General features: G+C 45.0%; 16 protein-coding genes. 2 read left to right on the top strand and 14 right to left on the bottom strand.

Going from position 1 to position 24,805, the window contains the following annotated elements; translation table 11 throughout:
* The first annotated feature begins 68 nt into the window (after window positions 1–68).
* On the top strand, window positions 69–587 hold the full coding sequence (locus GWR21_RS24055; RefSeq protein ID WP_162334175.1) for an RNA polymerase sigma factor: 519 nt from the start codon (window positions 69–71) through the stop codon (window positions 585–587).
* Between the two features lie 24 nt (window positions 588–611).
* Entirely contained in the window at window positions 612–1,994 is a 1,383-nt protein-coding gene (locus GWR21_RS24050; protein ID WP_162334174.1) for a S41 family peptidase, read from the top strand.
* 166 nt (window positions 1,995–2,160) lie between these two features.
* On the opposite strand, the gene GWR21_RS24045 is transcribed toward GWR21_RS24050, so the two are convergent.
* The 14 genes from GWR21_RS24045 to GWR21_RS23980 all read right to left on the bottom strand — a co-directional run bounded on the left by GWR21_RS24045 (window position 2,161) and on the right by GWR21_RS23980 (window position 24,704).
* Entirely contained in the window at window positions 2,161–2,916 is a 756-nt protein-coding gene (locus GWR21_RS24045; protein WP_162334173.1) for a hypothetical protein, read from the bottom strand.
* 67 nt (window positions 2,917–2,983) lie between these two features.
* Complete coding sequence (locus GWR21_RS24040) at window positions 2,984–4,354, bottom strand: hypothetical protein (protein ID WP_162334172.1); 1,371 nt, start codon at window positions 4,352–4,354, stop codon at window positions 2,984–2,986.
* Window positions 4,355–4,447: 93 nt separating this feature from the next.
* Window positions 4,448–7,600, bottom strand: coding sequence for a TonB-dependent receptor domain-containing protein (locus tag GWR21_RS24035; RefSeq protein ID WP_162334171.1), 3,153 nt, complete (start codon window positions 7,598–7,600; stop codon window positions 4,448–4,450).
* 115 nt (window positions 7,601–7,715) lie between these two features.
* Window positions 7,716–8,672, bottom strand: coding sequence for a FecR family protein (locus GWR21_RS24030; RefSeq protein WP_162334170.1), 957 nt, complete (start codon window positions 8,670–8,672; stop codon window positions 7,716–7,718).
* A gap of 729 nt (window positions 8,673–9,401) precedes the next feature.
* The gene (locus GWR21_RS24025; RefSeq protein ID WP_162334169.1) at window positions 9,402–10,841 is read right to left on the bottom strand and encodes an APC family permease; all 1,440 of its coding nucleotides are present in this window, start codon (window positions 10,839–10,841) and stop codon (window positions 9,402–9,404) included.
* 90 nt (window positions 10,842–10,931) lie between these two features.
* Window positions 10,932–11,555: an OmpH family outer membrane protein gene (locus tag GWR21_RS24020; RefSeq protein WP_162334168.1), complete on the bottom strand. Its 624-nt coding sequence runs from the start codon at window positions 11,553–11,555 to the stop codon at window positions 10,932–10,934.
* A 144-nt stretch (window positions 11,556–11,699) separates the two neighbouring features.
* Window positions 11,700–12,416, bottom strand: a complete 717-nt coding sequence (locus tag GWR21_RS24015) for a DUF4397 domain-containing protein (protein ID WP_162334167.1) — start codon at window positions 12,414–12,416, stop codon at window positions 11,700–11,702.
* 99 nt (window positions 12,417–12,515) lie between these two features.
* Window positions 12,516–16,811, bottom strand: coding sequence for a DNA-directed RNA polymerase subunit beta' (rpoC, locus tag GWR21_RS24010; protein WP_162334166.1), 4,296 nt, complete (start codon window positions 16,809–16,811; stop codon window positions 12,516–12,518).
* A gap of 144 nt (window positions 16,812–16,955) precedes the next feature.
* Window positions 16,956–20,765, bottom strand: coding sequence for a DNA-directed RNA polymerase subunit beta (gene rpoB / locus GWR21_RS24005; RefSeq protein WP_162334165.1), 3,810 nt, complete (start codon window positions 20,763–20,765; stop codon window positions 16,956–16,958).
* Window positions 20,766–21,008: 243 nt separating this feature from the next.
* Window positions 21,009–21,380, bottom strand: coding sequence for a 50S ribosomal protein L7/L12 (gene rplL / locus GWR21_RS24000; protein WP_162334164.1), 372 nt, complete (start codon window positions 21,378–21,380; stop codon window positions 21,009–21,011).
* Between the two features lie 93 nt (window positions 21,381–21,473).
* Entirely contained in the window at window positions 21,474–22,007 is a 534-nt protein-coding gene (gene rplJ / locus GWR21_RS23995; RefSeq protein ID WP_162334163.1) for a 50S ribosomal protein L10, read from the bottom strand.
* Between the two features lie 39 nt (window positions 22,008–22,046).
* Window positions 22,047–22,736 (bottom strand): 50S ribosomal protein L1, encoded by a 690-nt coding sequence (gene rplA, locus GWR21_RS23990; RefSeq protein ID WP_162334162.1) that lies wholly within the window; start codon window positions 22,734–22,736, stop codon window positions 22,047–22,049.
* Between the two features lie 47 nt (window positions 22,737–22,783).
* Entirely contained in the window at window positions 22,784–23,227 is a 444-nt protein-coding gene (rplK, locus tag GWR21_RS23985) for a 50S ribosomal protein L11 (RefSeq protein WP_162334161.1), read from the bottom strand.
* Between the two features lie 268 nt (window positions 23,228–23,495).
* Window positions 23,496–24,704, bottom strand: coding sequence for a transglutaminase domain-containing protein (locus GWR21_RS23980; protein WP_162334160.1), 1,209 nt, complete (start codon window positions 24,702–24,704; stop codon window positions 23,496–23,498).
* Window positions 24,705–24,805: the final 101 nt, after the last annotated feature.

Genomic DNA, 24,805 nt, shown 5'->3' with positions numbered 1-24,805 from the left:
GCTTAACATTCAAGTAACATCTACTGCTTACATTTATTTTCCATTATAGCAACCACATATCAAACTATATGTCTGATAACCCATCCAGGATACTCTTTGGTCAACTATTTGAAGCCAACAGGGAAAAGGTGTACCGGTTAGCATTCAAACTTACCAGCGACCGGCAACGGGCGGAGGAAGTAACGCAGCAGTGTTTCATCAAACTCTGGGAAAACATCCACAAGGTGAATAAAGACCAGGATGTATTTCCCCTCCTGTTCGTGTTCGTAAAACATATTGTCATCGATGAAACAAGGAAACTATACCGTGAAAGAAAATCACTGTCGCAATTATCATCAGGTCCCGTATCCACAGATGATGGGGATGAAGACACGCTCATGCGCAAGGAGTTTAGTCAGCAGGTCCATAAGCTGATTGAACAGATGCCGGAACAACGGCGCAACATTTACCTGCTCAGCCGTGACAAAGGAAAAAGCAACAAAGAGATCGCTGATCAGTTAAGTCTTTCCCCCACGACGGTGAGGAATCACCTTAATCTTGCCCTCCAGTACATCAGGAGGGAAATGATGGCCCATTACGATATGTAAAAAACTGCTTTAACCCAGACAGGTATGTACCGGAAATCCATTCTAGCCCTTACCACTTCTTTGCTGATCGTTTCCTGCAAAAAAGATGATGTCGTCCAGCCCGTAGTTCCCACCGGTCCCGTCACCAGACAGGAAGTAAATAACTGGATACTTGACAGTATGCGGATGTTCTATCTGTGGAATAATTCACTGCCCAGCATAGCAGACAGTCAGCCGTCGGCCACCGCCTTCTTTACGGGATTAAAGAACAAGGCGGACCGGTTCTCCGTCATCTACAGGCAGGATGATGCAACCAGTTTCCCCAAATACATGCTGACAACTTTCGGGATCAGTTATAACATTGTCGGTTATCCACAGGCGCCAGGTGGCGTTATTGGTGTCATAGGACTGGTCATCCCGGGATCGCCTGCTGCAGCGCTGGGACTGGCAAGAGGCAGTTATTTCACAGCTATCAATGGTACGACACTGACCACTTCGAACGCGGCAGCTATCGGTCAGGAGATGCTCTCTGGTGGTAGCGCGGTGCTTACGCTGGCAACCATCAGCAACAATACGATCACAAAGGGAGGAGACATAATCCTGAACGCCCAGCACTTCCGGGAACAACCAATATATCAGCAGAGCGTACAAACCGTACACGGGAAGACGGTCGCTTATCTCTTCTACAACGCGTTTGATGATCGTTATAACCAGGGATTATTTAATGCATTCAAACAGTTCAAAACGTCCGGCGCTACTGAACTGGTCCTGGACCTGCGGTATAACCCAGGAGGATCTGTTACAGGAGCAGCCATGCTGAATGCATTGATCGCCCCGAACATTGATGAGAACAGCATTTTTGCAAAATATGCAGGCAACAACAACATGGGGCAACGTGCTGTATCCTACAAGTCAGCACTGTCTGTACCTGAGAGTGGTGCTCCTATTGCCTTTGCTAACTTAGCTCCAGGCAGACTTTCACTACAACGGGTCTTTATACTGACTGGTCTGCAAACAGCTTCCGCAGCTGAACTGACTATCAATACACTGAAACCCTACATGCAGGTCGTGCAGATCGGCCAGCATACACTTGGGAAAGACAAAGCCGCCGTTATCATCAGCGATATGCGCTCCCCACAGCGTATTCCCTATACGTTATTGCCAATCACCTACAATCTAGCAAATGCAAAAGGAGAAGGGGGATATACCAATGGTATCATACCAGATTATATTATTGATGAAATGGGGAAATTACCATTAGCGCCTGTTGGCAATGAGAAAGATCCGCTGATAGCAAAAGCAATGGCGATCATATCAGGAGGAGGAAGACAACAGGCATATCCAGAGAAAACGGTGTTGCGATATTATGATGCACAGGCGGAGATGGCAGACAGGAATATGGTGAAACTACCGGCGGCGTTAAGATAATTATCCATTCAGAAAATTGCCAGATAGGGACAAAAAAAGGTATGCTGTGGATACAACATACCATTTACTGAAACATTCTAGGTGATGTTATGCTATGCAAACATCATATCTTATCAGAGGGTTATCGTATAGTATAATCATGAATCCGCTTAACAACTGGAATGATTTAGTAGATTGTATTTTCTGCGTAATACAACCACATTCCGAAAAACTCCATTGCTTTTACTGATGCGATCTGTCGCTGTCCTGGTATAAAGTTCAGCGGAATATCAGTCATACCAAATCCATCTGAGAGATATTCACCAGTCACGCTGTTTTTCAGTCTGATAATATATTGGAGCGGCAATCCGTTTTCTCCGTTTACCGCCAGAGTTATCTGATTAGTGTGTAGTTTATTTCTTTCAAGATTAGTCCAGGAAATACCTGACTCCACAAAATCCACCCCATCAAACTTGAATAGATAAGCATCTACATGTGCATCATCTGCCTGTATTTCTACCGGCAACTGATTGAATAGGAAAAATACAGCTGAATCAGCAGGTATGTTTCCTTCGCTGGCAGTCATAAAACTTGTTACACCCAGCGCCGGGCTGTATGCAAGTTTTAAATCCAGTCTGTCACCGGCAATTGCATTTACGACAGTATCCAATACGAGGCTATCTGTTCCCGCCTTTCTGAATGAAATAGTAGTTGACTGTCCTGCTGCCATCATCAACGGAGTAGGAAGACCTGCAGTTCTTCCGGCAGTTAGTGAATCGACTTTTGTTTCACCTACATAGATGTCAAGATCAGCTGTCCCTGGTAATGCCAGTAATTCAGCTGTAAAAGAAGCGAAGCTAAATTCGCTTACAGGATCTCCCTTTCTGCATGCTGCCAGTAATACTAATGCAGCAAGTAAAATAACCTTTGAAAACCTCAGCATGTTTGTATTTGTTTTAAAGAAGTGTGGAGAGACGTGCTCTCCACACCTATTGTAGTGATCTCAGATCTTATAAGTCGAAGCGACCGAAACCGGCAGTCCAGTCAGCACCTCCATAAGTGAATGCACCAGCAGCATAAGTGCGGGCAAAAGAGGAAGCTGCAGGGAAATAACCAGCCGCAGTTCTTCCGAACGGACTAACCAGGTTAATACCTGTGTTCGGAGCTGTGAAAGTGTAACCAAAGTTCTGTGCAGTAGCCCGGCTATAGAAAGTAGATGAAGTCAGACAAGCACTTGTACCTTCGATAGTGAATGGACCAGTTGGTGTATTGTATGCATGTACCAGGTTGGTATCAGCCAGTGCTGACAGACCACGGAAATATGCACATGGTGTGTTACCTAAAGCACCGTCCAGGGAAATACCTGTCAGGAAGCCCATGAAAATTGAGTTTCTAACATCGAAACGGCTGCTTCTGCGGAAATGAGCAGCGCGACCATATCTACCAGTACCAGAAGGCTGACCATTAGTGATGCTGGCAGCAGCAAGACTAGGCTGACCGATGATAGTGAAGTGGTTCAGCACAGCTTTAGTGAAAGGTGATTTAGTTGAATCACCTGAAGCCAGGTTATCACTTTCGATACCGTTAGACTGGCTCTTGTCAGCACGATTAGGATCGGAAACACCCAAAGCATAATCGATAGAACCGCTGAAGCCATTATCGAAATCGAACATATCGTCCAGTGGATCGATAGCGATCAGGTGAGTAGCATTTACACTACCGCCGAAGAATTCGAATGCATCGTCTTTAGATTTGTACACTTCAACGTGGTTGAGCGTAGTACCGGAACCAACACCAGCCAGTGTCAGACCGTTCAGTTCGTTGTCAGTTGACAGTTCGTAACCAGCGTACTCAATTCTTACATAAGTCAGTACACCAGAGTTGTCATTCGTAACGGTACCACCATAGTAAGCGCTAGCTGGAGGTGTACCACCGATACCTTCTACGAGAGCAGAATCTCCCTGGTTGATGTTTGCTTTACCCAGCAGAACGATACCACCCCAGTCACCTGAAGCAGGAGTTGCCTGATCAGAAGTGAACAGGATTGGGCTATACTGAGTACCAGCAGCTACCAGTTTAGCACCGCGGGTGATCACCAGCGTACCACCCGGAGCACCTTTGATACCTTGTACCAGGGCACCTTTAGAGATTGTCAGTGTAGCGTTGTTGCTTACGTACACAATACCACTTAATTTGTACACTTTACAGCTATCCAGGAATAAGTTGGACGTAATTACGCCTGAGATAGTACTGTCACCGCAAGAGTGAATAGGGCCAGCAGTCAATGAGCGATCGTTTACGATGGCATTTTCTTTCTTACAGGCAGTGCTCAATGCAAACAGCGCTGCTGCTACAGAAAGAATCAGAGAGTGTTTTCTCATGGGTTCTCGTTTTGAGTTTGTTTGTTTTTGGTTTGTGTGTCTAGAGTATTACCTGATCAGGGTTTTATCTCGGGTTTACGCGTATACAAAAAATTAGAAATTATAGGTAAGTGTTGCGCTAAAAGTCCTTCCTGGTTTCGCCTGATAGTCAATCCGGTCCTCTCCTTTCTTGTACAGCAAATCCTTTACACTTGGGTCTTTCTGATAGTTACTGATAGCGGGGTCTGTATAGAAATTGCGATAAATGATTGAATAACTATTTAATAGGTTTGAGACGTTCAGCCGGAGCTGCAGCTTTTCTTTCAGTAGTCTTACACCCAGCTGTGCATCCAGTGCTGTAACGGGGCGTTCAAACAGAGATTCGCTATAGTACTGAGCCGGACGGAACATCCTGTTACTCACCCAGTTGTACACAAGGCTCAGTGATACCGGCTTTTTATCGTAGTAGATACCAGCATTCACCATATAGTTGCTTGCGCCTGTCTGTGGTCTTTTCTCTTCTTTTCTAATTGATTCTGTTGGCAATACCTTAGTGGAATCTTTCGGGTCTAATCTGTTAAAGTCAATATCGACGGGCGTTACACGGGAATCAAGAATAGTCATATTTCCATACAGGGTGATATCTCTGAGCACAGGTACCTCTGTGAATGCGAGTGACTTTCTCACCTCTATTTCCAGTCCATAGTTCTTCGCCGTTTTATTGTTCTTCAGGTGGAATAATCTGATATCGCCCTGTTTGTAGATCTCCATAGGATCTCTGAAATTCTTGTAGAAGAGTGATGCAGAGATAATCTCCCCAGGTCCGGGATACCATTCGTAACGGAAATCAAAGTGTTGAACAGTTGTTGATTTTACCAGTGCACTCTCATAAGCGCCACCTAATTCAAAGTCATATTCGCGGAAGAAAGACAACTCTCTCAGGTCAGGACGGATAATACTCTTGGCATAGGACAAACGCAGGTTCATTGCTGGCGTCACGCTGTAGGTGAGGTTAGCAGAGGGAAACAGATGCCAGTTGGGTTCTCTGTTTTCCAATGCACTATAGTCGAGCGGCCAGTTCCTTCCGGCATTGATTGCTCTGAACACTGAGTCGAGGACACTATTGATGTTATTCAGATTGAAATACTCTGCCCTTACTCCCCATACCAGTCTCCACTTTTCATTTATTTTGTTATCAAGCATCGCATACATGCCATGTAATGCAGCTGTTCTGTTAAAATCATCTGTAAAGCGGCTCAGGTAGATCTCTCCTCCTCTTTCAGGAATAAATGTTTGTGATAATGCCGGATAATCCTGCGTGTTAAATCCTTTCGAACCAGTGTTCAATACATAGAACAACCTGTTTTTACTCCATCCTGAATAACCTGCTTTAAAGGTATTATCTGAGCGGAAGGAACCCTCGCCTAATTTAAATGGTACAGACAATGCAACATCCCAGTTGTAATCTTTTTCATAGGCACGGCTCCACCAACGTAACGCACCATCACTGATACCGCCACTGAATGGTCCGCTGATGTTAAACTCATTGGAAGGGAGTTTACTATCCTCCAGTGTGTACGCCAGGAACTGATGGTTGTCTGGTTTTTGTTTATCCAGCAATACATAGCTACCTAACCATTTCAGTTTAACGCCACGTTTACCCAGTGACTGTTCACCTTTTAACTGCGTTTGCCAGAGAGAAGTCTGCGTAGTCAGATCATAGTAGCCTAAGAGATGACCACTGGGATCTGTATGTTCCCCTTCACCTAACAGCAACTGCTGGTCAAGTGTGCGGATATATATGCTCTGAAGGCTTAATCTTGTACGTTCACTTTTATAACCTATTCCTAACAGCCCGCCCAGGTTTGTTGTAAATCCATAGCGCTTGCCAGTGAATCCTGCGTCAAAACCATCTCTTGTCATTTCGATATCCTGGGTCTGGAAAGTGTTTCTGTAGTTAGCAGAAGCGACAATACCAAGTTGTCTTTTGCCACCGAGAGGCATTACTTTACCTGCGGATATCTGATAGTTCTGAGAAACGGGTGCTTTCATTTCATACACACCCCAGTTGTTACTGAACTGTTTGAGATCTTTATTATTTGACTCATACTTTGCGATAACATCTGCAGAGTTGTTCCATTTTGTCTGCCCCAGCAGATTACGATGATCTGCCGCTTTACCCCAGTATTCTTTTCCTTCCAGTTTTAATGTGCGGAAATTCTCACCAGTTGTGAGACTGTTTAAACTACTTCCGATGCCGATATTTAGAAAGTCCTGCGCGGGCATGTCAAGTGTATTTACTTCCACCAGACCACCACCAAATTCCGCACTACGGTCAGGTGTTAAAGTCTTTACCACTGTTACGTTTTCCACGATATTAGCAGGAACGATATCGAAGCTGAAGTTCTTTCGGTTCAGCTCTGTGCTGGGCATGACCTGACCATTCAGCACGGCCTGGTTATAACGTTCGCTGAGACCACGTACAACAACATATTTGTTATCAACTGTCGCCAGCCCACTCACACGTTTCAATACCTCACCAATATTTTTATCGGGCGTCCGCGCTATTTGTTCAGAGCTGATACCATCAGTAATGGCGGCATTGTTTTTCTGTAGTGCGTACAGACCTTCTACAGATGCACGTTTATAATTTCCGGTTATAGTTACTTCTTTCAGACGGGAACTGCTGCTTTTCATAATAATGTCCAGCGGCGTTACACCACCTTCTTTTACTATTACTTCCGTTACTTTACGCGTATCATAAGATACGTAGCTAAAAGTAAGCGTGTAGGTGCCTGGAGTCAGATTCAGTTCGTAGCTGCCATCTACGCTGGAGACTACACCGAGGCCGCCTTCTGACTGTACCGTCACACCAGGTAAAGGCTCATTTTTATTGTCAACGATCTTCCCTTTAACACGTCCTTTCTCTTTCACGGATGACTTCTCCTGTTTGCCCTGTTTGAGAGCTACAGTATTATTTGAATAGACAATATCGATTGGTGCATAAACATCCAGGTAGTTTAATACCTGTGCCAGCGTCTGCCCATTGAAATTTACTGCTTCAAATGTGCAGTGTGCCAGATAGTCCGGATCGTAAGCGAATGTATAAGCTGTTTGTTGTTCAAGTGATTTTACAACGGCTGCAGCATTGGTGTGTTGCAGATTCATAGACACTTTATCCCCCAGCGTCTGATAAGATTGCCCCATTAACACAGCAGGAGATCCTGCTGCAAGAAAACATAACAGGAAAGCCTTCCAACTGTGCATAACTCTCCCATTACAAAACCCTTTTGTAGATTTTTGCATACTTTAGAAATTGCTATTTGATAGTAAATAAATACAGGCTAGGTGATCCCCTAATGAATTTTGTTGTGACTTCTAATTATTTTCCCGTAGTTATCTCATACGTGTTATCATCTCTTTTAACCACCTGGAAACCGTGTACATATTGTATTGCTTCCAGAATATTTTCTACTGATGCCCCAGCATGGAACACACCAGATACTTTCTGCGATCTTGCTACATTTTTATCAACTATAATTTTACATCCATAGCGTGATTGTAATTTTGCAAATACATCTCCCAATGAGGTTTTTTCAAATACCAGTTTGCCATTCCTCCAGTCCATCACCTCCCTGACACTGAACTCAGCGGGGCGGGAATAACTATCTCCACTGCAACGCACCATCTCTCCTGGCCTTAATATGAGCGAGTAGGAATTGCTGGTAACGGCTACTTTTCCTTCGGTCAGGCTCACCTGGATACTACCATCAGCATAGTTACTGGTTGATACATTGAATGCGGTACCTAATGCAATTGTTTTCAGGTGATAGGTATGAACACTGAAAGATTTATTAGCATGTTGTGCTACTTCGAAATACGCTTCACCCTGTAACCACACTTCCCTGCTGGTGTCATTATAATTATCAGGATAAATAACACTGGAGTGAGGCGCCAGCCATATACGCGATCCGTCGATCATCGTCATCAGCTTGATGTTATTATCATTGTTGGCAAGGGTATCCCAGGTAAGTGCCAGGGTCATTTTTACACCATTACGCTGTCTCATCTGTAACAGCCAGGTGCATACGCCCAATAACACCACAACGGCTGCAGCGATGCTATACCATCTGCTATATATAACAGGGGGTTTTGTTTCCTTTTCCGGCAGACTTATCGATTGTCGTTCTTCTTCCAGTACTTCTTCATACATCTGGTCAAACCACTCATCAGCTACCGGCGTCTCTGACTGATCAAGATAAGCTGCAACGATTTCAGCCTCTTCAGCTGTACAGTTGCCCTTGAAATATCTTTCCAGTATTTGCTTATCTATTTTCATTTCCGGTGATCGTAGTAATGATTATTCAATCTACAAAAAGAGAACGCCGCAAGAATGGGGATGTACCAATGGTAAAACCGGACTTCATAATTCCTTAACATTAGGCGATCAAAGGGGGCAGGAAGGGCATAAAAAAAGCGTATGGTAGATACCATACGCTTGTTGTTAAGATTGTCATGTGAATGTTCGAGAATGCAAATCGTATAGGCTTTTAATTGTCATTACGAAGTAGAAAGATCTTTTCAAACCTTTTCCACCTCACCCAATGAGCAATAATTGCCTTTATAATAATTTAAGATAAATGTCTTTATTGATGTCGTTTGTCGGCATATAGTCTTCTAATGTTAACCTTCGTTTTTCTGTACGCGATACCTATCTTCAAACAATGTTGATGAGCCGTTATTCACACATGCACATTAATATGAATGGATGTTTGAACATGTATTCCTCCTAACTACTCCTTATGCTTAACGGGCTTCCTGTAGTGATATATGATAGGTTCCCTCCCTTTTATTTCACTGCTCCTTGGTAAAGCAGTGCTCTTAGTTGACAAAGGGTTTTCTATTCATACGTGTCGTTGCGTCAAGGGTTACACACAAAACCAATCCTCTAATCCGGAAGTCTTCATGCAAATTACATCAATTCACTGAAAGTTCCACAGCAGTAAAATAAATTTTCAACCATTTTGCATACAACTTTTGTGTAAGTAGGGCTTATTTTTTATCCATTTTAGTTTTCCGTCACCCCTGGTACACCTTTTTGTTTCCTCATAGCCAGATAATACAACGGAAAACCGGTTACAATGATCAATAATCCCAGTAAAGCGTAAAAACTTTCGAACATCAGCAGTAATAAGGCCAGTGCAGACGCAATTACTATATAGATCATTGGCAGTACCGGATAACCGAATGCCTTGTAAGGACGGGCAATATCCGGACGTTTACTGCGTAACACAAAGATACCAGCAATTGTGATAACATAAAATACAAGCACACCAAATATGACCATTGCCAGCAGGTCATTGTACTTACCAGTCAAACAAAGTAAAGATGCCCAGAGACATTGTATCCACAGACCGTTTGCAGGTACATTATGCGCATTCAGCTCCGCCGATTTTTTGAAGAAGAGCCCGTCCTGCGCCATTGTGTAATAAATACGGGCACCGGCAAGCACCAGGCCATTATTACATCCAAATGTTGATACCATGATCATTACAGCGATCACATACGAACCGCTGTTACCAAAGATCTGTTGTGCAGCTACGACTGCTACACGGTCCTTTGCTGCAAAAGCGATATCATGCATAGGCACCACCGCGAGATACATCAGGTTTGCACTGACATACACGATCGTTACGAGCAAGGTACCAAGGAACAATGCCCTGCCAATATTCTTCTGTGGATTTTTAATTTCTGCTGCGATAAACGTGATATTATTCCAGGCATCACTGCTAAATAATGATCCTTTCATAGAAATGGCAATGGCGCCACATAATGCCAGTCCTGACAATAGTGTAGTGGTGATCTGTCCGCCATCCTGTGTCAGCTTCACTGCGTGCCAGGCATTTGTCCAGTTGGCATCCCAGATCTCCTGTTTTGCACCCAGCAGAAATCCGAAGATAATGAGACCAAACAGCGACAATAGCTTCGCCAGTGTGAACACTGTCTGAATGATCTTACCATTTTTGATACCACGTGTATTGATCCACGTGAGTAATACGATAGAGATGATGGCGATGATCTGTGCCGCTGATATTTTAAGGAAACCCAGGTCCAGCAAATAATTCTCATCACTGAAAGCCGGGATCATGTAAGCGGAAAATTTAGCGAAGGCGACTGCTACAGCGGCAATCGTACCCGTCTGGATAACACTGAACTGGGTCCAACCAAACAAAAATGCTACAAGGGGATTATAGGCTTCACGCAGGTAAACATATTGTCCTCCTGCTTTTGGATACATACCAGATAACTCTCCGTAACTGACAGCAGCGATGATGGTCACAATACCACCTAACACCCACATCAATGTCAGCCAGCCAGCGGAACCAACGTTACGGGCTATTTCAGCAGATACTAGGAAAACGCCTGAACCGATCATAGAACCGGCAACGATCATGGTTGCGTCCAGTAAGCTGAGACTGGGACGGAAAGCTGTGTTTTGGTTGTCCATATGTTGTAGGATTACAAAAAATCCCGTCTCTTTAGCGGAGACGGGATTCTAAGATATATTATTTTTTAAATGTTTTTGCTATAGCAACTATTATTTTTTCTCAGTTGCTGTTTTGTTAGCTTCATTTAAACCTTTAATCACCTCATTAGTAATATCATACTTAGGGTCTTTGTACAGTACGTTACTTGCACCGGTACGATAAGACAGGATGAAGGCATAACGTTTATCAGCATTGAATTTCTCCAGGAAATCGTTCAGCCTTTTCTGCAGCTCTTCATTGAATTTGTTTTCCTGCTCAGCATATTGAGAACGCATATTCTGTGCTTTTCCTTCCAGCTGCTGCTGTTTATTATAAAGGGCACGCTGCGTAGCTTCTCCTTCTGCCTGCGTCATTGAGCTTGATTGTGCACGACGCTGGAAATCAGCGGCCTCATTCTGTAATGCACGTACGTTAGCATTCAGTTCGTTGTCAATCGCCTGTTGTTTCTTTTCCAGTTCGGCTTTCTTCTCTTTAAAATAGTCGTAGTGAGCTTCAACGGTGTCGATATCCACATAAGCAATGATAAAGCTGCTATTAGACACAGCACCGCCATCTTTTGCGGCAGCTGCCTCACCACTGTTAGCTTGTTTGTTACTCTGCTGGCAAGCCATAAATGTTCCGGCTGTTAATACCGCTAATAGTCCGCTTTTCACAAATTGTTTTGTAGTACGCATGTTGTTAGGTGGATTTTTTAATCCTTAAATACATTTTAAATTTTGAACGGCTAAAATAAGGTTTTTAGATGATTATACTTAGTCCCTCCCTAACTTAACAACACTTTCACATATCAGGATAATCCGGAGGAATATCTGGCTGACTTACTGGACAAAAGTAGCGATCTTAAAAGAGTCCGGTTTCAAGGCATTCCCATAGCCGATAAAGGTATATTGTCTCTGGTCCTGCACTTCAAAGGACATACCGGTGGTACCATTGAAGGCCAGTGTAGAATCAGGATAAGTCACGAATAACGAATGTGGTCCTACCTGTACATCTCCGAAATCGGTGGCCGCCAGGTAGCTCAGACGACGGAAGTATCGCACGGTGTCTGTTCCTGCATCTGTTGATGTTGTATGCACATTTACATCTACTGTTAATCTGGTAGTACGATTTAAATAAGTATCACTCAGATTGATATAACGCATTCTCCCATATCCGGACCTGGTACTACGGAGATTATCCTCAGTCAGCAATACCTGGGGTGCTCCTGCATTGGTCAATGATAAAAAGAGGGTATAATAAAAGCCGTTCCGCAGACTGATCTGTCCTCCGGCGAAAACGGAGTCCGGGTAGCCAACGGGGCTTACCAAAAGCGTATAACGCTTCGCCTCATAAGCGTGATAACCTGAACTTTGCGCGTAAGCCAGCCCTGTTGTCAACGTGGTAGTATCTATGAACACGTTAAACTCGGTGCCCGGCACTGCCTGGAAAATATTAATATTAGAAGTGGTAACCGGTATAGAGTCATCACTGTCTTTATTACATGCAAAAATCCCTGCAGTAATGAGAATTAATATAAAATAACGCCAATGCTTCATAACAATCATCCGGTAGTTTAATTGACCGAAAGTTACACGTAAAAAAAATGTCCCGACGTAGTTGCCGGGACATTTTTTTTATACATGAATGTATCTGTACTATTCTTCTTCGTCAAACTGGAACACTTCTTTAGAAGAGGCCAGGATGTCGTATTCTTCTTTAGAACCTACGATCATGTTTTCGAACTCACGCAGACCAGTACCTGCAGGGATCAGGTGACCGGTGATCACGTTCTCTTTCAGGCCAAGCATGTCATCTATCTTACCGTTGATGGCAGCAGAAGACAGTACTTTGGTTGTTTCCTGGAAGGATGCGGCAGAGATCCAGCTGTGAGTACCCAGGGACGCTTTCGTGATACCCTGTAACAGCGGGCTGGAAGTAGCCGGTTTTGCATCACGGAATTCCACCAGTTTCTTATCTGCGCGGCGCAGCAGGGAGTTCTCTTCCCTAACCTGACGCAGGGTAACGATCTGACCTGCTTTCAGTAAGCCGGAGTCACCAGCTTCGGTAACAACCTTCTTGTCGAAGATATTATCGTTTTCCTCAAAGAATTCGAATTTATCGGTAGTGTCACCTTCCAGGAAGCGGGTATCGCCCGGATCCTCGATGTTCACCTTACGCATCATCTGACGTACGATCACCTCGATGTGCTTGTCGTTGATCTTCACACCCTGTAAGCGGTATACCTCCTGGATCTCATTTACCAGGTATTCCTGAACAGCAAACGGTCCTTTAATAGACAGGATGTCAGCAGGAGTGATAGAACCATCAGACAGTGCAGTACCCGCTTTCACGAAGTCACCGTCCTGTACCAGGATGTGACGTGTCAGAGGTACCAGGTATTTCTTGATGTGACCTTCACGGCTTTCAATGATGATCTCACGGTTACCACGCTTGATGTTACCGAATGCTACCACACCATCGATCTCAGATACGATAGCCGGGTTGCTTGGGTTACGTGCTTCGAACAGTTCAGTTACACGTGGCAGACCACCCGTGATATCTCGGAGTTTACCGAGGATACGAGGGATCTTCACGATCACCTGACCAGCTCTTACCGCTTCACCTTCTTCAATAACGATGTGAGAACCTACTGGTAAGTTGTAAGATTTCACCTCTTTATTACCATCTACATAAATAGACGGGATCTTATTCTTGTCTTTGGTTTCGATAACCACTTTCTCACGGTGACCAGTCTGTTCGTCAGCCTCTTCACGGAAGGTGATACCTTCGATGATGCTGTCGAAACGGATGGAACCAGCGATTTCGGATACGATAACGGCGTTGTACGGGTCCCATGTACAGATCATGTCACCTTTTGCAACTTTCTGTCCGTCTTTCACCAGCAGTGTAGAACCGTACGGAATGTTGTTAGTGATCAGTAATCTGTCATTTTTCACGTCTACGATACGTAATTCACCTGTACGGCCAATTACTACCTGTACTTTTTCACCTTCGCCATTTTCATATGTAGTGGTACGCAGACCGTCAAACTGAACGGTACCATCGAATTTAGCCTGTAAGCCGGTTTCAACAGATGTAGAACCAGCCACACCACCCACGTGGAAGGTACGGAGGGTCAGCTGAGTACCAGGTTCACCGATGGACTGTGCTGCGATGATACCAACAGCGTCACCACGCTGGGTAATGTAACCCGTAGCGAGGTTCTTACCGTAACATTTCACACACACACCTCTGCGGCTTTCGCAGGTCAGTACGGAGCGGATCTCTACGATATCGATAGCGCTGTTTTCAATACGGTGAGCGATATCTTCAGTGATCTGAGCACCTGCTTCAACGATCAGTTCCTCTGTATGAGGATCGAATACATCGTGCAGAGAAGTACGGCCGAGGATACGGTCATACAGTGGTTCAACCACCTCTTCATTATCTTTCAGTGCGGAAGTAGCGATACCACGCAGTGTACCACAATCTTCTTCATTGATTACAACATCCTGAGCAACGTCTACCAGACGACGGGTCAGGTAACCTGCATCCGCCGTTTTCAGTGCCGTATCCGCAAGACCCTTACGGGCACCGTGCGTAGAGATGAAGTATTCCAATACGTTCAGACCATCTTTAAAGTTGGACAGGATCGGGTTTTCGATGATCTCTGAACCGGTAGAACCACTCTTACGTGGTTTAGCCATCAGACCTCTCAAACCAGCGAGCTGTTTAATCTGCTGTTTGGAACCACGCGCACCTGAGTCAAGCATCATGTACACAGAGTTGAAGCCCTGTTTGTCATTTGCCAGCTCACGGATCAGCGTTTCAGTTACCTTGGTATCCACACGAGACCAGATATCGATGATCTGGTTATAACGTTCGTTATTCGTGATCAGACCCATGTTATAGTTATCCCATACTTCGTCAACTTCGCTGGCAGCACCATCGATCATGTGCTGTTTCACCTCTGGGATGATCAGGTCATTGATGTTGAAGGACAGACCACCACGGAATGCGGTACGGAAACCAAGCTGTTTGATATCATCCAGGAACTTCGCAGTTTTAGGGATATCAGTGTACTTGATGATGTCACCAATGATCTCACGCAGTGATTTCTTTGTCAGCAGTGCGTTCACATAACCAGCTTCTTTTGGAACGTGCTGGTTAAAGATCACACGACCTACGGTTGTTTCGATCAGCTTGTTCACCAGCTCACCTTTCTCGTCACGAACATTTGCTTTTACGCGGATGTTCGCATGCAGATTTACTCTCTGCTCGTTGTAAGCGATGATTACTTCTTCCGCAGAATAGAAAGCTTTACCTTCTCCCTCTACTTTTTCAGTAGGGGTAGATTTCTTGCCTTTGGTGATGTAGTACAGACCCAATACCATGTCCTGAGAAGGCAGGGTGATTGGCGTACCGTTCTGCGGGTTAAGAATGTTATGTGAAGACAGCATCAGTAACTGTGCTTCCAGTATCGCAGCATTGCTCAGCGGTACGTGCACAGCCATCTGGTCACCGTCAAAGTCGGCGTTGAACGCAGAACACACCAGTGGGTGGAGCTGGATCGCTTTACCTTCTACCAGTTTAGGCTGGAATGCCTGAATGGAGAGACGGTGCAGGGTCGGAGCACGGTTCAGCATTACCGGGTGTCCTTTCAGAACGTTTTCCAGGATATCCCAAACTACTGCTTCTTTTCTGTCAACCAGCTTTTTCGCCGATTTCACCGTTTTCACGATACCTCTTTCGATCAGTTTACGGATGATGAACGGTTTGAACAGTTCAGCAGCCATATCTTTCGGCAGACCACACTCGTGCAGTTTCAGTTCAGGACCTACCACGATAACGGAACGACCGGAGTAGTCCACACGCTTACCTAACAGGTTCTGACGGAAACGACCTTGTTTACCTTTCAGTACGTCAGACAGGGATTTCAGTGCACGACCACCTTCCGCTTTCACCGCATTTGACTTACGGGAGTTATCGAAGAGGGAGTCAACTGCTTCCTGCAGCATACGTTTTTCGTTACGTAAGATCACCTCTGGCGCCTTGATCTCGATCAGACGTTTCAGACGGTTGTTACGGATGATCACCCTGCGGTACAGGTCGTTCAGGTCAGAAGACGCGAAACGGCCACCATCCAATGGAACTAACGGACGCAGTTCTGGTGGTACAACAGGGATGTATTGCATTACCATCCATTCGGGACGGTTTTCAACACGACCATTTGCTTCACGGAAAGCTTCCACCACGCTCAGACGTTTCAGCGCTTCCGCCTTACGTTGCTGGCTGGTTTCAGTTGCCGCCTGGTTACGCAGCTGGTAAGAAAGGCCATCCAGATCGATTCTGGCCAGCATCATTTCTACTGCTTCCGCACCCATTTTAGCGATGAACTTGTTTGGATCCTCGTCAGGCAACAGCTGGTTGTCTTTCGGCAGGGTATCCAGTATATCAAGATATTCTTCTTCAGTTAACAGATCGCCATAGTTCAGGCCTTTCTCCTGTTTGGCACCTGCCTGTATGATCACGTATCTTTCGTAGTAAACGATGGTTTCGAGTTTTTTAGAACTCATACCCAGCAGATAACCGATCTTATTTGGTAATGATTTAAAGTACCAGATGTGCACTACAGGTACAACCAGGCGGATGTGACCCATTCTTTCACGACGTACTTTTTTCTCAGTTACTTCCACACCGCAACGGTCGCACACAATACCCTTGTAACGGATACGTTTGTATTTTCCGCAATAGCACTCATAGTCCTTTACGGGGCCGAAGATCCTTTCACAGAATAAACCATCACGCTCCGGCTTGTAAGTACGGTAGTTGATAGTTTCCGGCTTCAGCACTTCCCCGTATGAGCGCTCCAGGATTGAATCCGGAGAAGCCAGACTGATGGTAATGCTGCTAAAGTTTGATTTAGGACGATTTTCTTTCTTGATGGCCATTGTATGTTGTTTAAAGAAAATTCACATGTAATTCAGTGCGCGGGTCATAGACTAGTCCAATTACCGTGTCTGACTATCTAAAGCCTAAGGCCCATAGTCCCAGGCGGTTGCCAGGGACTATGGACCATCACTTATGGACAAATATTAATCAAATTTCAAATCCAGACCCAGACCACGAAGCTCATGTATCAATACATTGAAGGACTCCGGTACGCCTGCTTTTGGTATGTTATCGCCTTTAACGATAGACTCATATGCTTTGGCACGGCCTACAATGTCATCCGACTTAATGGTTAACAGTTCCTGCAGGATATTGGATGCACCGTATGCTTCCAGTGCCCACACCTCCATCTCACCGAAACGCTGACCACCGAACTGCGCCTTACCACCCAACGGCTGCTGTGTGATGAGACTGTATGGTCCGATAGAACGGGCGTGCATCTTGTCATCAACCATGTGGCTCAGTTTCAACATGTAGATAACGCCCACGGTAGCTTTCTGGTGGAAACGCTCACCGGTTTCGCCATCATACAGGTAAGTATGGCCAAAGCTTGGTAAACCTGCTTCGTTTATATATTCTGCTATCTCTTCGGTAGTAGCACCGTCGAAGATTGGTGTTGCAAATCTTACACCCAGTTTCAGACCGGCCCAACCCAGTACAGTTTCGTAGATCTGACCAAGGTTCATACGGGAAGGTACGCCCAATGGGTTCAGTACGATATCTACCGGAGTACCGTCTTCCAGGAATGGCATGTCTTCATCACGAACGATCTTGGCAACGATACCCTTGTTACCGTGACGACCCGCCATCTTATCACCTACTTTCAGCTTACGTTTGCTGGCCAGGTATACCTTCGCCAGTTTCAGTACGCCCGCTGGTAACTCATCACCAATAGAGATGTTGAACTTCTCGCGTTTGTAACGTCCCAGTTCTTCATTGTATTTGATGTTATAGTTATGCAGCAATGTGTTGATCTGATCGTTGGTTACCTCGTCGGTAGTCCAGCCAAGCGGATTCACATTCTGGAAGTCGATGTTTGCCAGGTTCTTGGAAGAGAACTTAGAGCCTTTTGAAATCAGTACTTCACCGTAAGTGTTGGTGATACCCTGGGAAGTTTTATCCTTCAGGAGTGTCAGCAATTTACCCATGAGTACTTCCAGCAGGTCTTCTTCATTCTTCTGGTGTACTTTTTCAAGTTTCTCCAGTGCCGCTTTTTCGCGGGTCTTGGAGTTCTTATCTTTCTTAGCGCGGCTGAACAATTTCTTGTCGATCACCACACCTTCTGTGCTTGGAGGTGCCTTCAGGGAAGCATCTTTCGCATCAGAAGCCTTGTCACCGAAGATCGCACGGAGCAGTTTTTCTTCAGGAGAAGGATCAGATTCACCACGAGGAGTGATCTTACCGATCAGGATGTCGCCCTCTTTAATGTGCGCACCAACGCGGATGATGCCGTTCTGGTCCAGATCTTTTGTAGCTTCCTCACTTACGTTTGGAATATCCGGAGTCAGTTCTTCTTCACCCAGTTTAGTATCACGTACTTCCAGTTCGTATTCATCGATATGGATAGAAGTGAAGAGGTCTTCACGTCCTACACGCTCAGAGATTACGATCGCATCCTCGAAGTTGTAACCTTTCCATGGCATGAACGCCACTTTCATGTTACGGCCCAGTGCCAGTTCACCACCACGGGTAGCGTAACCTTCCGTCAGGAAGTCGCCGAATGCGAGTACCTGACCTTTCTTCACTGCAGGACGCAGGTTGATACAGGTACTTTGGTTGGTTTTAACGAATTTGGTCAGCTGGTATATTTTCAGGTCATCCTCAAAGGAAACCAGTTTCTGCATTTCATCACGCTCGTAACGAACATGGATCTCGTTTGCATCAACGAATTCTACAACACCTTTACCTTCTGAGGTAATCTGCAGACGGGAATCGCGGGCAGCCTTTCCTTCCAGACCAGTACCTACGATCGGCACCTGTGGGTTGATCAGCGGAACCGCCTGACGTTGCATGTTTGATCCCATCAACGCACGGTTGGCGTCATCATGCTCGAGGAACGGAATCAGGGAAGCACTCAGACCAACGATCTGGTTTGGCGCAACGTCCATGTATTCTACCTCTCCTCTGTCGAGAATAGGGAAGTCACCTGTTTCACGGGATTTCACCTTATCGTTGACAAAGTTACCTTCTTCATCGAGTGGTGCATTCGCCTGTGCGATCTTCACGGTATCTTCTTCTTCAGCACTCAGGAACTTCACGTTATCCATATCAACTTTACCTTCATTCACCCTGCGGTAAGGTGTTTCGATAAAGCCCATATCGTTCACTTTTGCGTGCACACAGAGGGTGGAGATCAGACCGATGTTCGGACCTTCCGGTGTTTCGATGGTACAGAGACGGCCGTAGTGGCTATAGTGTACGTCACGCACCTCGAAACCTGCTCTTTCACGGCTAAGACCACCGGGTCCGAGTGCGGAGATACGACGTTTGTGCGTGATCTCTGACAGCGGGTTAGTCTGATCCAGGAACTGGCTCAGCTGGCTGGTACCGAAGAAGGAGTTGATTACAGAAGAAAGGGTCCTTGCATTGATCAGGTCTACCGGAGTAAATACCTCATTGTCACGAACGTTCATTCTCTCACGGATGGTACGGGCCATACGGGCCAGACCAACACCAAACTGCGCATATAACTGTTCGCCCACGGTACGCACCCTACGGTTACTCAGGTGATCGATATCATCGATCTCAGCTTTACTGTTGGTCAGCTGTACCAGGTATTTAATGATCGCAATGATGTCTTCTTTTGTCAACACTTTCATGTTGAGTGGCGTAGGCAGACCAAGTTTTCTGTTGATCTTATAACGACCAACATCACCGAGGTCATAACGTTTGTCTGAGAAGAACAATTTATCGATGATACCCCTTGCTGTTTCATCATCCGGCGCATCGGCACCGCGCAGCTGGCGGTAGATGTGCTGAACGGCTTCCAGCTCGGAGTTAGATGTATCTTTATTTAAAGTATTGTAGATAATTGAGAAGTCGCCACTTACCTCTTCTTTCTGCACGAACACGCTCTTCACGCCCATATCCACGATGGTTTCGATATTCGCTTCATCGAGGATGCTGTCACGTTCGAGCACTATCTCATTACGCTCAATGCTCACCACCTCACCGGTATCTTCATCTACGAAGTCTTCTACCCAGCTTCTGAGTACACGTGCACCCAGTTTCTTACCGGCATATTTATCCAGGCTCTTCTTGTCTGCTTTCACCTCGTCAGCCATACCAAAGAGCTGGAGGATATCTTTATCTGTCTCGTAGCCGATCGCACGCAGAAGGGTAGTTACAGGGAACTTCTTCTTACGGTCGATGTAAGCATACATTACGTTGTTAATATCAGTAGCAAACTCCATCCACGCCCCTTTGAACGGAATCACCCTTGCAGAGTAGATTTTCGTTCCGTTTGGATGTATGGACTGTCCGAAGAATACACCAGGAGAACGGTGGAGTTGCGATACTACCACGCGCTCAGCACCATTGATCACGAATGTACCTCTAGGTGTCATGTAGGGTATATTCCCGAGGAATACGTCCTGCACAATAGTCTGGAAGTCAACGTGCTCCTCATCGTTACAGCTCAGGCGTAATTTCGCCTTCAGCGGTACAGAATAGGTCAGCCCACGTTCAATACATTCCTCTATCGTATATCGCGGAGGGTCTACAAAGTAGTCCAGAAACTCCAGATTGAAGATATTGCGGGTATCTGTAATCGGGAAGTTCTCCTTGAATACTTTAAAAAGGCCTTCATTGTTACGTTTGTCTGGTGTGGTTTCTAACTGGAAGAAATCCTTGAAAGATTGGATTTGGATAGCCAACAGATCCGGTGTCTCAGTAACTTGTTTGATCTTTCCAAAATTTACTCTTTCGTTTGCTTGGGCTTTTTTTAGAGACATATTCGAAGTTAGCAGTTATATTAACTTATATAATATTGTGAAGAAAATCACAACATGAACGGGGAAATTAAGACATCTTTGTCAAATACCCTCAAATTTCCGTCTTCGCTTGTTGTGTCAAATCCACCGAGCTTGGTGATTCCCCCTTTTTGACGCTCCAAAAAGACACTTTCCCAAAGGGAAGAAGGCCAAAAGTGCCAGAAGCACTTTTGACCTTTATAAAGAGGTATCTTTAAGCAAAGACTACTGAATTTCAACTTCAGCGCCAGCTTCAGCCAGCTTAGCTTTCAGATCTTCTGCTTCAGCTTTAGAAACGCCTTCTTTCAGTGATTTTGGTGCACCGTCAACGAGTTCTTTAGCTTCTTTCAGACCAAGACCAGTCAGGTCTTTAACGATCTTAACTACGTTCAGTTTGCTAGCACCTGCATTTTTCAGGATAACATTGAAAGCAGTTTTTTCTTCAGCTACAGCAGCATCGCCACCACCTGCAGCAACTACAACTGCAGCAGCAGCTGGTTCGATTCCGTATTCGCTTTTCAGAAAATCTGCCAGTTCCTGAACTTCCTTAACAGTTAAACCTACTAATTGTTCGGCTAATGCTTTAACGTCTGCCATTGTATAGTGTTTTTAAGAATTTTAAGTATTGTAATGATTTATATTGTGACTTGGAAGCCATTGTTATATAAGCCTGTGAAGGCTTTTAGCTGACTACTCAGCTGCTGGTGCTTCAACTTCTGCGCCAGCACCTTCTTTCTTAGCTTTTTCAAGTAAGCCAGACAGGACACGTTTAGCAGGAGATTGCAACAGACCAATAACGTCTCCGATGAGTTCGTTTTTGGTTTTGATTTTCACCAGGTTAGCCAGTTGAGCGTCGCCAGTATAGATTTCGTCACCTACGAAAGCAGCTTTCAGTTCTGGTTTCTCGGTTTTCTTGTTCTCTTTACGGAATGCAGAGATGATCAGAGCTGGCTCTTTCGGGCTGTCAGAGAACATCAGGGCAGTTACGCCGTTCAGTGCATCGTAAATACCAGTGTATTTCTCAGCATCCAGAGATTCCAGGGCTTTGCGGATCAGGGTGTTTTTAGCAACCTTCATTTCCACGTTCTTGTCGAAACAAACCCTTCTCAGGTTGTTCACCTGTTCAACGGTCAGAGACTCGGTGTTGGTGATGTAGAAGTTGTTATATTGAGAGAACTTACCTTTCAGCAGCTCAATCGCTTCATTTTTTTGATCTTTGTTCATAGCTTTTGTCAGTTTGTTGATCTGCCAACCGGCCAATCATTAGTTTTGAACTGATTTTGTGTCAACTGTAATGCTCGGGCTCATTGTGCTCGCCATTGCCAGTCCTTTCAGGTAAGTACCTTTCGCTGTAGCTGGTTTCAGCTTGATGATAGCGTTGATCAGCTCCTGAGAGTTCTGTTCAATTTTATCAGCAGCGAAGGAAACACGGCCAATTGAAGCGTGAATGATACCAGCCTTATCCACTTTGAAGGTGATCTTACCACCTTTAACCTCGTTAACAGCAGCTGCTACGTCGTTAGTAACAGTACCTGTCTTAGGGTTAGGCATCAGGTTACGAGGACCCAGGATCTTACCCAGTTTACCGATCTTCGGCATCACAGCTGGAGTAGCTACGATTACGTCGATATCAGTCCAACCAGCTTCGATCTTCTGGATATACTCATCCAGACCAACATGATCAGCACCAGCTTCTTTTGCAGCAGCTTCTTTATCAGGTGTGCAAAGAACCAGTACACGTTTAGTTTTACCAGTACCGTGGGGAAGCGTTACGGAACCACGGATAGCCTGGTCTGCTTTCTTGGGATCTACGCCCAGACGGATATGTATATCGACAGAGCTGTCGAATTTGGTGCAGTTAATATCTTTTACAAGTGCGGAAGCTTCTTTCAGGCTATACACCTTGTTTTTGTCCACCTTTGTATCGGCTGCTTTTCTTTTCTTAGTTGCCATTGCAAAATGTTTTAAAAGTTTACCTGCTTCTCAACAGGATGACACAATTAGTTGCTCCAAGGAGCGTTACCTTCAACAGTAATACCCATTGAACGAGCAGTACCAGCCACCATTTTCATAGCGCTTTCTTTAGTAAAGCAGTTCAGGTCAGCCATTTTGTCCTGAGCTATTGCTTCTACCTGTGCCCAGGTAACTTTACCTACCTTATTACGGTTAGGTTCTTTGGAACCACTCTGCAATTTGGCAGCTTCCAGCAGCTGTACAGCAGCAGGAGGCGTCTTAATTACGAAGTCAAATGATTTGTCCGTGTAAACTGTCAGCAATACAGGCAATACCTTACCAGCTTTATCCTGGGTACGGGCATTGAACTGCTTGCAGAACTCCATGATGTTCACACCTTTGGAACCCAGCGCGGGACCAATCGGAGGAGCAGGGTTGGCAGCGCCGCCTTTAACCTGCAATTTCACGTACGTAGCGATCTCTTTTGCCATGTTATGATATTTAATTTGGTTAAAACGTCTCGTTTCTGACGAAACTCCCAAAACTAAAAGGAAGAAAAATACCTTTTAAAGGGGATGCAAAGGTATATAATAATACATTAAATCTCAAAAAGAATTTGCTTTCGGGCATTCTTTTTGCTATTATAGTCAGTTAGGGGTGTAAATTTTACAATTCAATTACAAAACTATATTATCTTAACCCACTTTCAGTAAAAACTGATGGGGGCACATTGTCTCTATGGTCAGTGACAAATCTAATTTAATTTAATGGAATTCCCATCCATGTCGTCTTATAAAATAAAGATTTTCTGAACAGCTTGCCCGTCTTGATATACTTGTCCACAAATGCTTCTTCTTCCACTACCCTTTTCTCCAGCACAGACAACGATTCTTCCAGCTCCTCTATATTATGTTTTAACACCGCCTCATTCCTGTCCAGCGCGCCCAGTCCTTTCCTGCTTTCCATCAGCTTTTTATTAATTGCTGCCACCATCTCTTTTATTTCAGCATCTGCTTTAGCCGGCCTGAACTGATTATTCTTATATTGCACATATTCATTGAACAGGTTAACTGCTCTGTTATACTTGTTACTACTGCTGTTGAAATCATCAATGGCCCTGTTTTGGGCAACCACCTTCCGGTTGTCTGCAATGAACCTGACCAGGTTCTTATAATACAACAGCTCATGGCTGATCATCTGATTTGTGATCCCTGCTCCTTCTATCCTGTCTATGACCAGTTGGTATTTTAACAGGTCATCCTTCATCATATTATATACAGCCAGAGAATCCTGATACTTATATACACTCCGTCCTGCTGCCGCCGTCCAGTTATTGTCCCGGAACTCCTCATTACGCACCGGATGATCAAGCAACTGCCACAACGGATCAAACGGCATATGTGTCCTTATAAAAGCGGCTGGTGCCACCAGAAAATAACTATCCACCGGCTTCCGAACAAACCTATTGTTATTCACAACCCCTGCTCCCCAGGTCGGATCAGTCATGTACCATGCGGTATCTACTTTCACGGCTACCCATGCGTGACTGGCATTATCAATCTTTCCCAATGTTTTCGTATATCCTCCGATGAGCTGCACCGGAATACCCGCTTCCTTACAGGTCAGGTAATATAAATTTGCGTATCCCTGGCAGACTCCTGCTCTTGTAGAAAGCGTCTTTATTGCGGCGTCCAGTGTATCCTTGTAGTAATCCGGATTGTACATATTGTTCACATCGTAACTGATATTCCATACGATCCAGCTATACAGCTGTCTTACAAATTCACGCTTCGAAGTAGTATGGGCGCTCAGGTATTGACTCAGTGCTGCGGGTGTACGCGAATCGGCCTCTGGAATGATCAATGCAGCAGGTACCGGACGTTCGGTACTGACTCTTTCTCTGGGCTGTGCATCAACGGAAAAGGAGAATGATATAATTACAGATAACAATAGGTATACAGATCTCATATATATAACAAAAGTAGTCATAAAGGTAGCGAATCTCACTGATTTGCAGGATATAAGGCCCAACCTTCTCTGTGTTTTAAACGTTAATTAATAAAACTCCA

The organism is Chitinophaga agri (genome assembly GCF_010093065.1).
Lineage (GTDB): Bacteria > Bacteroidota > Bacteroidia > Chitinophagales > Chitinophagaceae > Chitinophaga > Chitinophaga agri.
The sequence above is the reverse complement of the archived record's forward strand: the minus strand, read 5'-3'. Positions and strand labels throughout refer to the sequence as shown.

Bases quoted from the DNA above. Each gene is read 5' to 3' on its own strand.
- GWR21_RS24055 (WP_162334175.1), top strand. From the start codon at position 69: ATGTCTGATAACCCATCCAGGATACTCTTTGGTCAACTATTTGAAGCC.
- GWR21_RS24050 (WP_162334174.1), top strand. From the start codon at position 612: ATGTACCGGAAATCCATTCTAGCCCTTACCACTTCTTTGCTGATCGTT.
- GWR21_RS24045 (WP_162334173.1), bottom strand. From the start codon at position 2,916: ATGCTGAGGTTTTCAAAGGTTATTTTACTTGCTGCATTAGTATTACTG.
- GWR21_RS24040 (WP_162334172.1), bottom strand. From the start codon at position 4,354: ATGAGAAAACACTCTCTGATTCTTTCTGTAGCAGCAGCGCTGTTTGCA.
- GWR21_RS24035 (WP_162334171.1), bottom strand. From the start codon at position 7,600: ATGCACAGTTGGAAGGCTTTCCTGTTATGTTTTCTTGCAGCAGGATCT.
- GWR21_RS24030 (WP_162334170.1), bottom strand. From the start codon at position 8,672: ATGAAAATAGATAAGCAAATACTGGAAAGATATTTCAAGGGCAACTGT.
- GWR21_RS24025 (WP_162334169.1), bottom strand. From the start codon at position 10,841: ATGGACAACCAAAACACAGCTTTCCGTCCCAGTCTCAGCTTACTGGAC.
- GWR21_RS24020 (WP_162334168.1), bottom strand. From the start codon at position 11,555: ATGCGTACTACAAAACAATTTGTGAAAAGCGGACTATTAGCGGTATTA.
- GWR21_RS24015 (WP_162334167.1), bottom strand. From the start codon at position 12,416: ATGAAGCATTGGCGTTATTTTATATTAATTCTCATTACTGCAGGGATT.
- rpoC (WP_162334166.1), bottom strand. From the start codon at position 16,811: ATGGCCATCAAGAAAGAAAATCGTCCTAAATCAAACTTTAGCAGCATT.
- rpoB (WP_162334165.1), bottom strand. From the start codon at position 20,765: ATGTCTCTAAAAAAAGCCCAAGCAAACGAAAGAGTAAATTTTGGAAAG.
- rplL (WP_162334164.1), bottom strand. From the start codon at position 21,380: ATGGCAGACGTTAAAGCATTAGCCGAACAATTAGTAGGTTTAACTGTT.
- rplJ (WP_162334163.1), bottom strand. From the start codon at position 22,007: ATGAACAAAGATCAAAAAAATGAAGCGATTGAGCTGCTGAAAGGTAAG.
- rplA (WP_162334162.1), bottom strand. From the start codon at position 22,736: ATGGCAACTAAGAAAAGAAAAGCAGCCGATACAAAGGTGGACAAAAAC.
- rplK (WP_162334161.1), bottom strand. From the start codon at position 23,227: ATGGCAAAAGAGATCGCTACGTACGTGAAATTGCAGGTTAAAGGCGGC.
- GWR21_RS23980 (WP_162334160.1), bottom strand. From the start codon at position 24,704: ATGAGATCTGTATACCTATTGTTATCTGTAATTATATCATTCTCCTTT.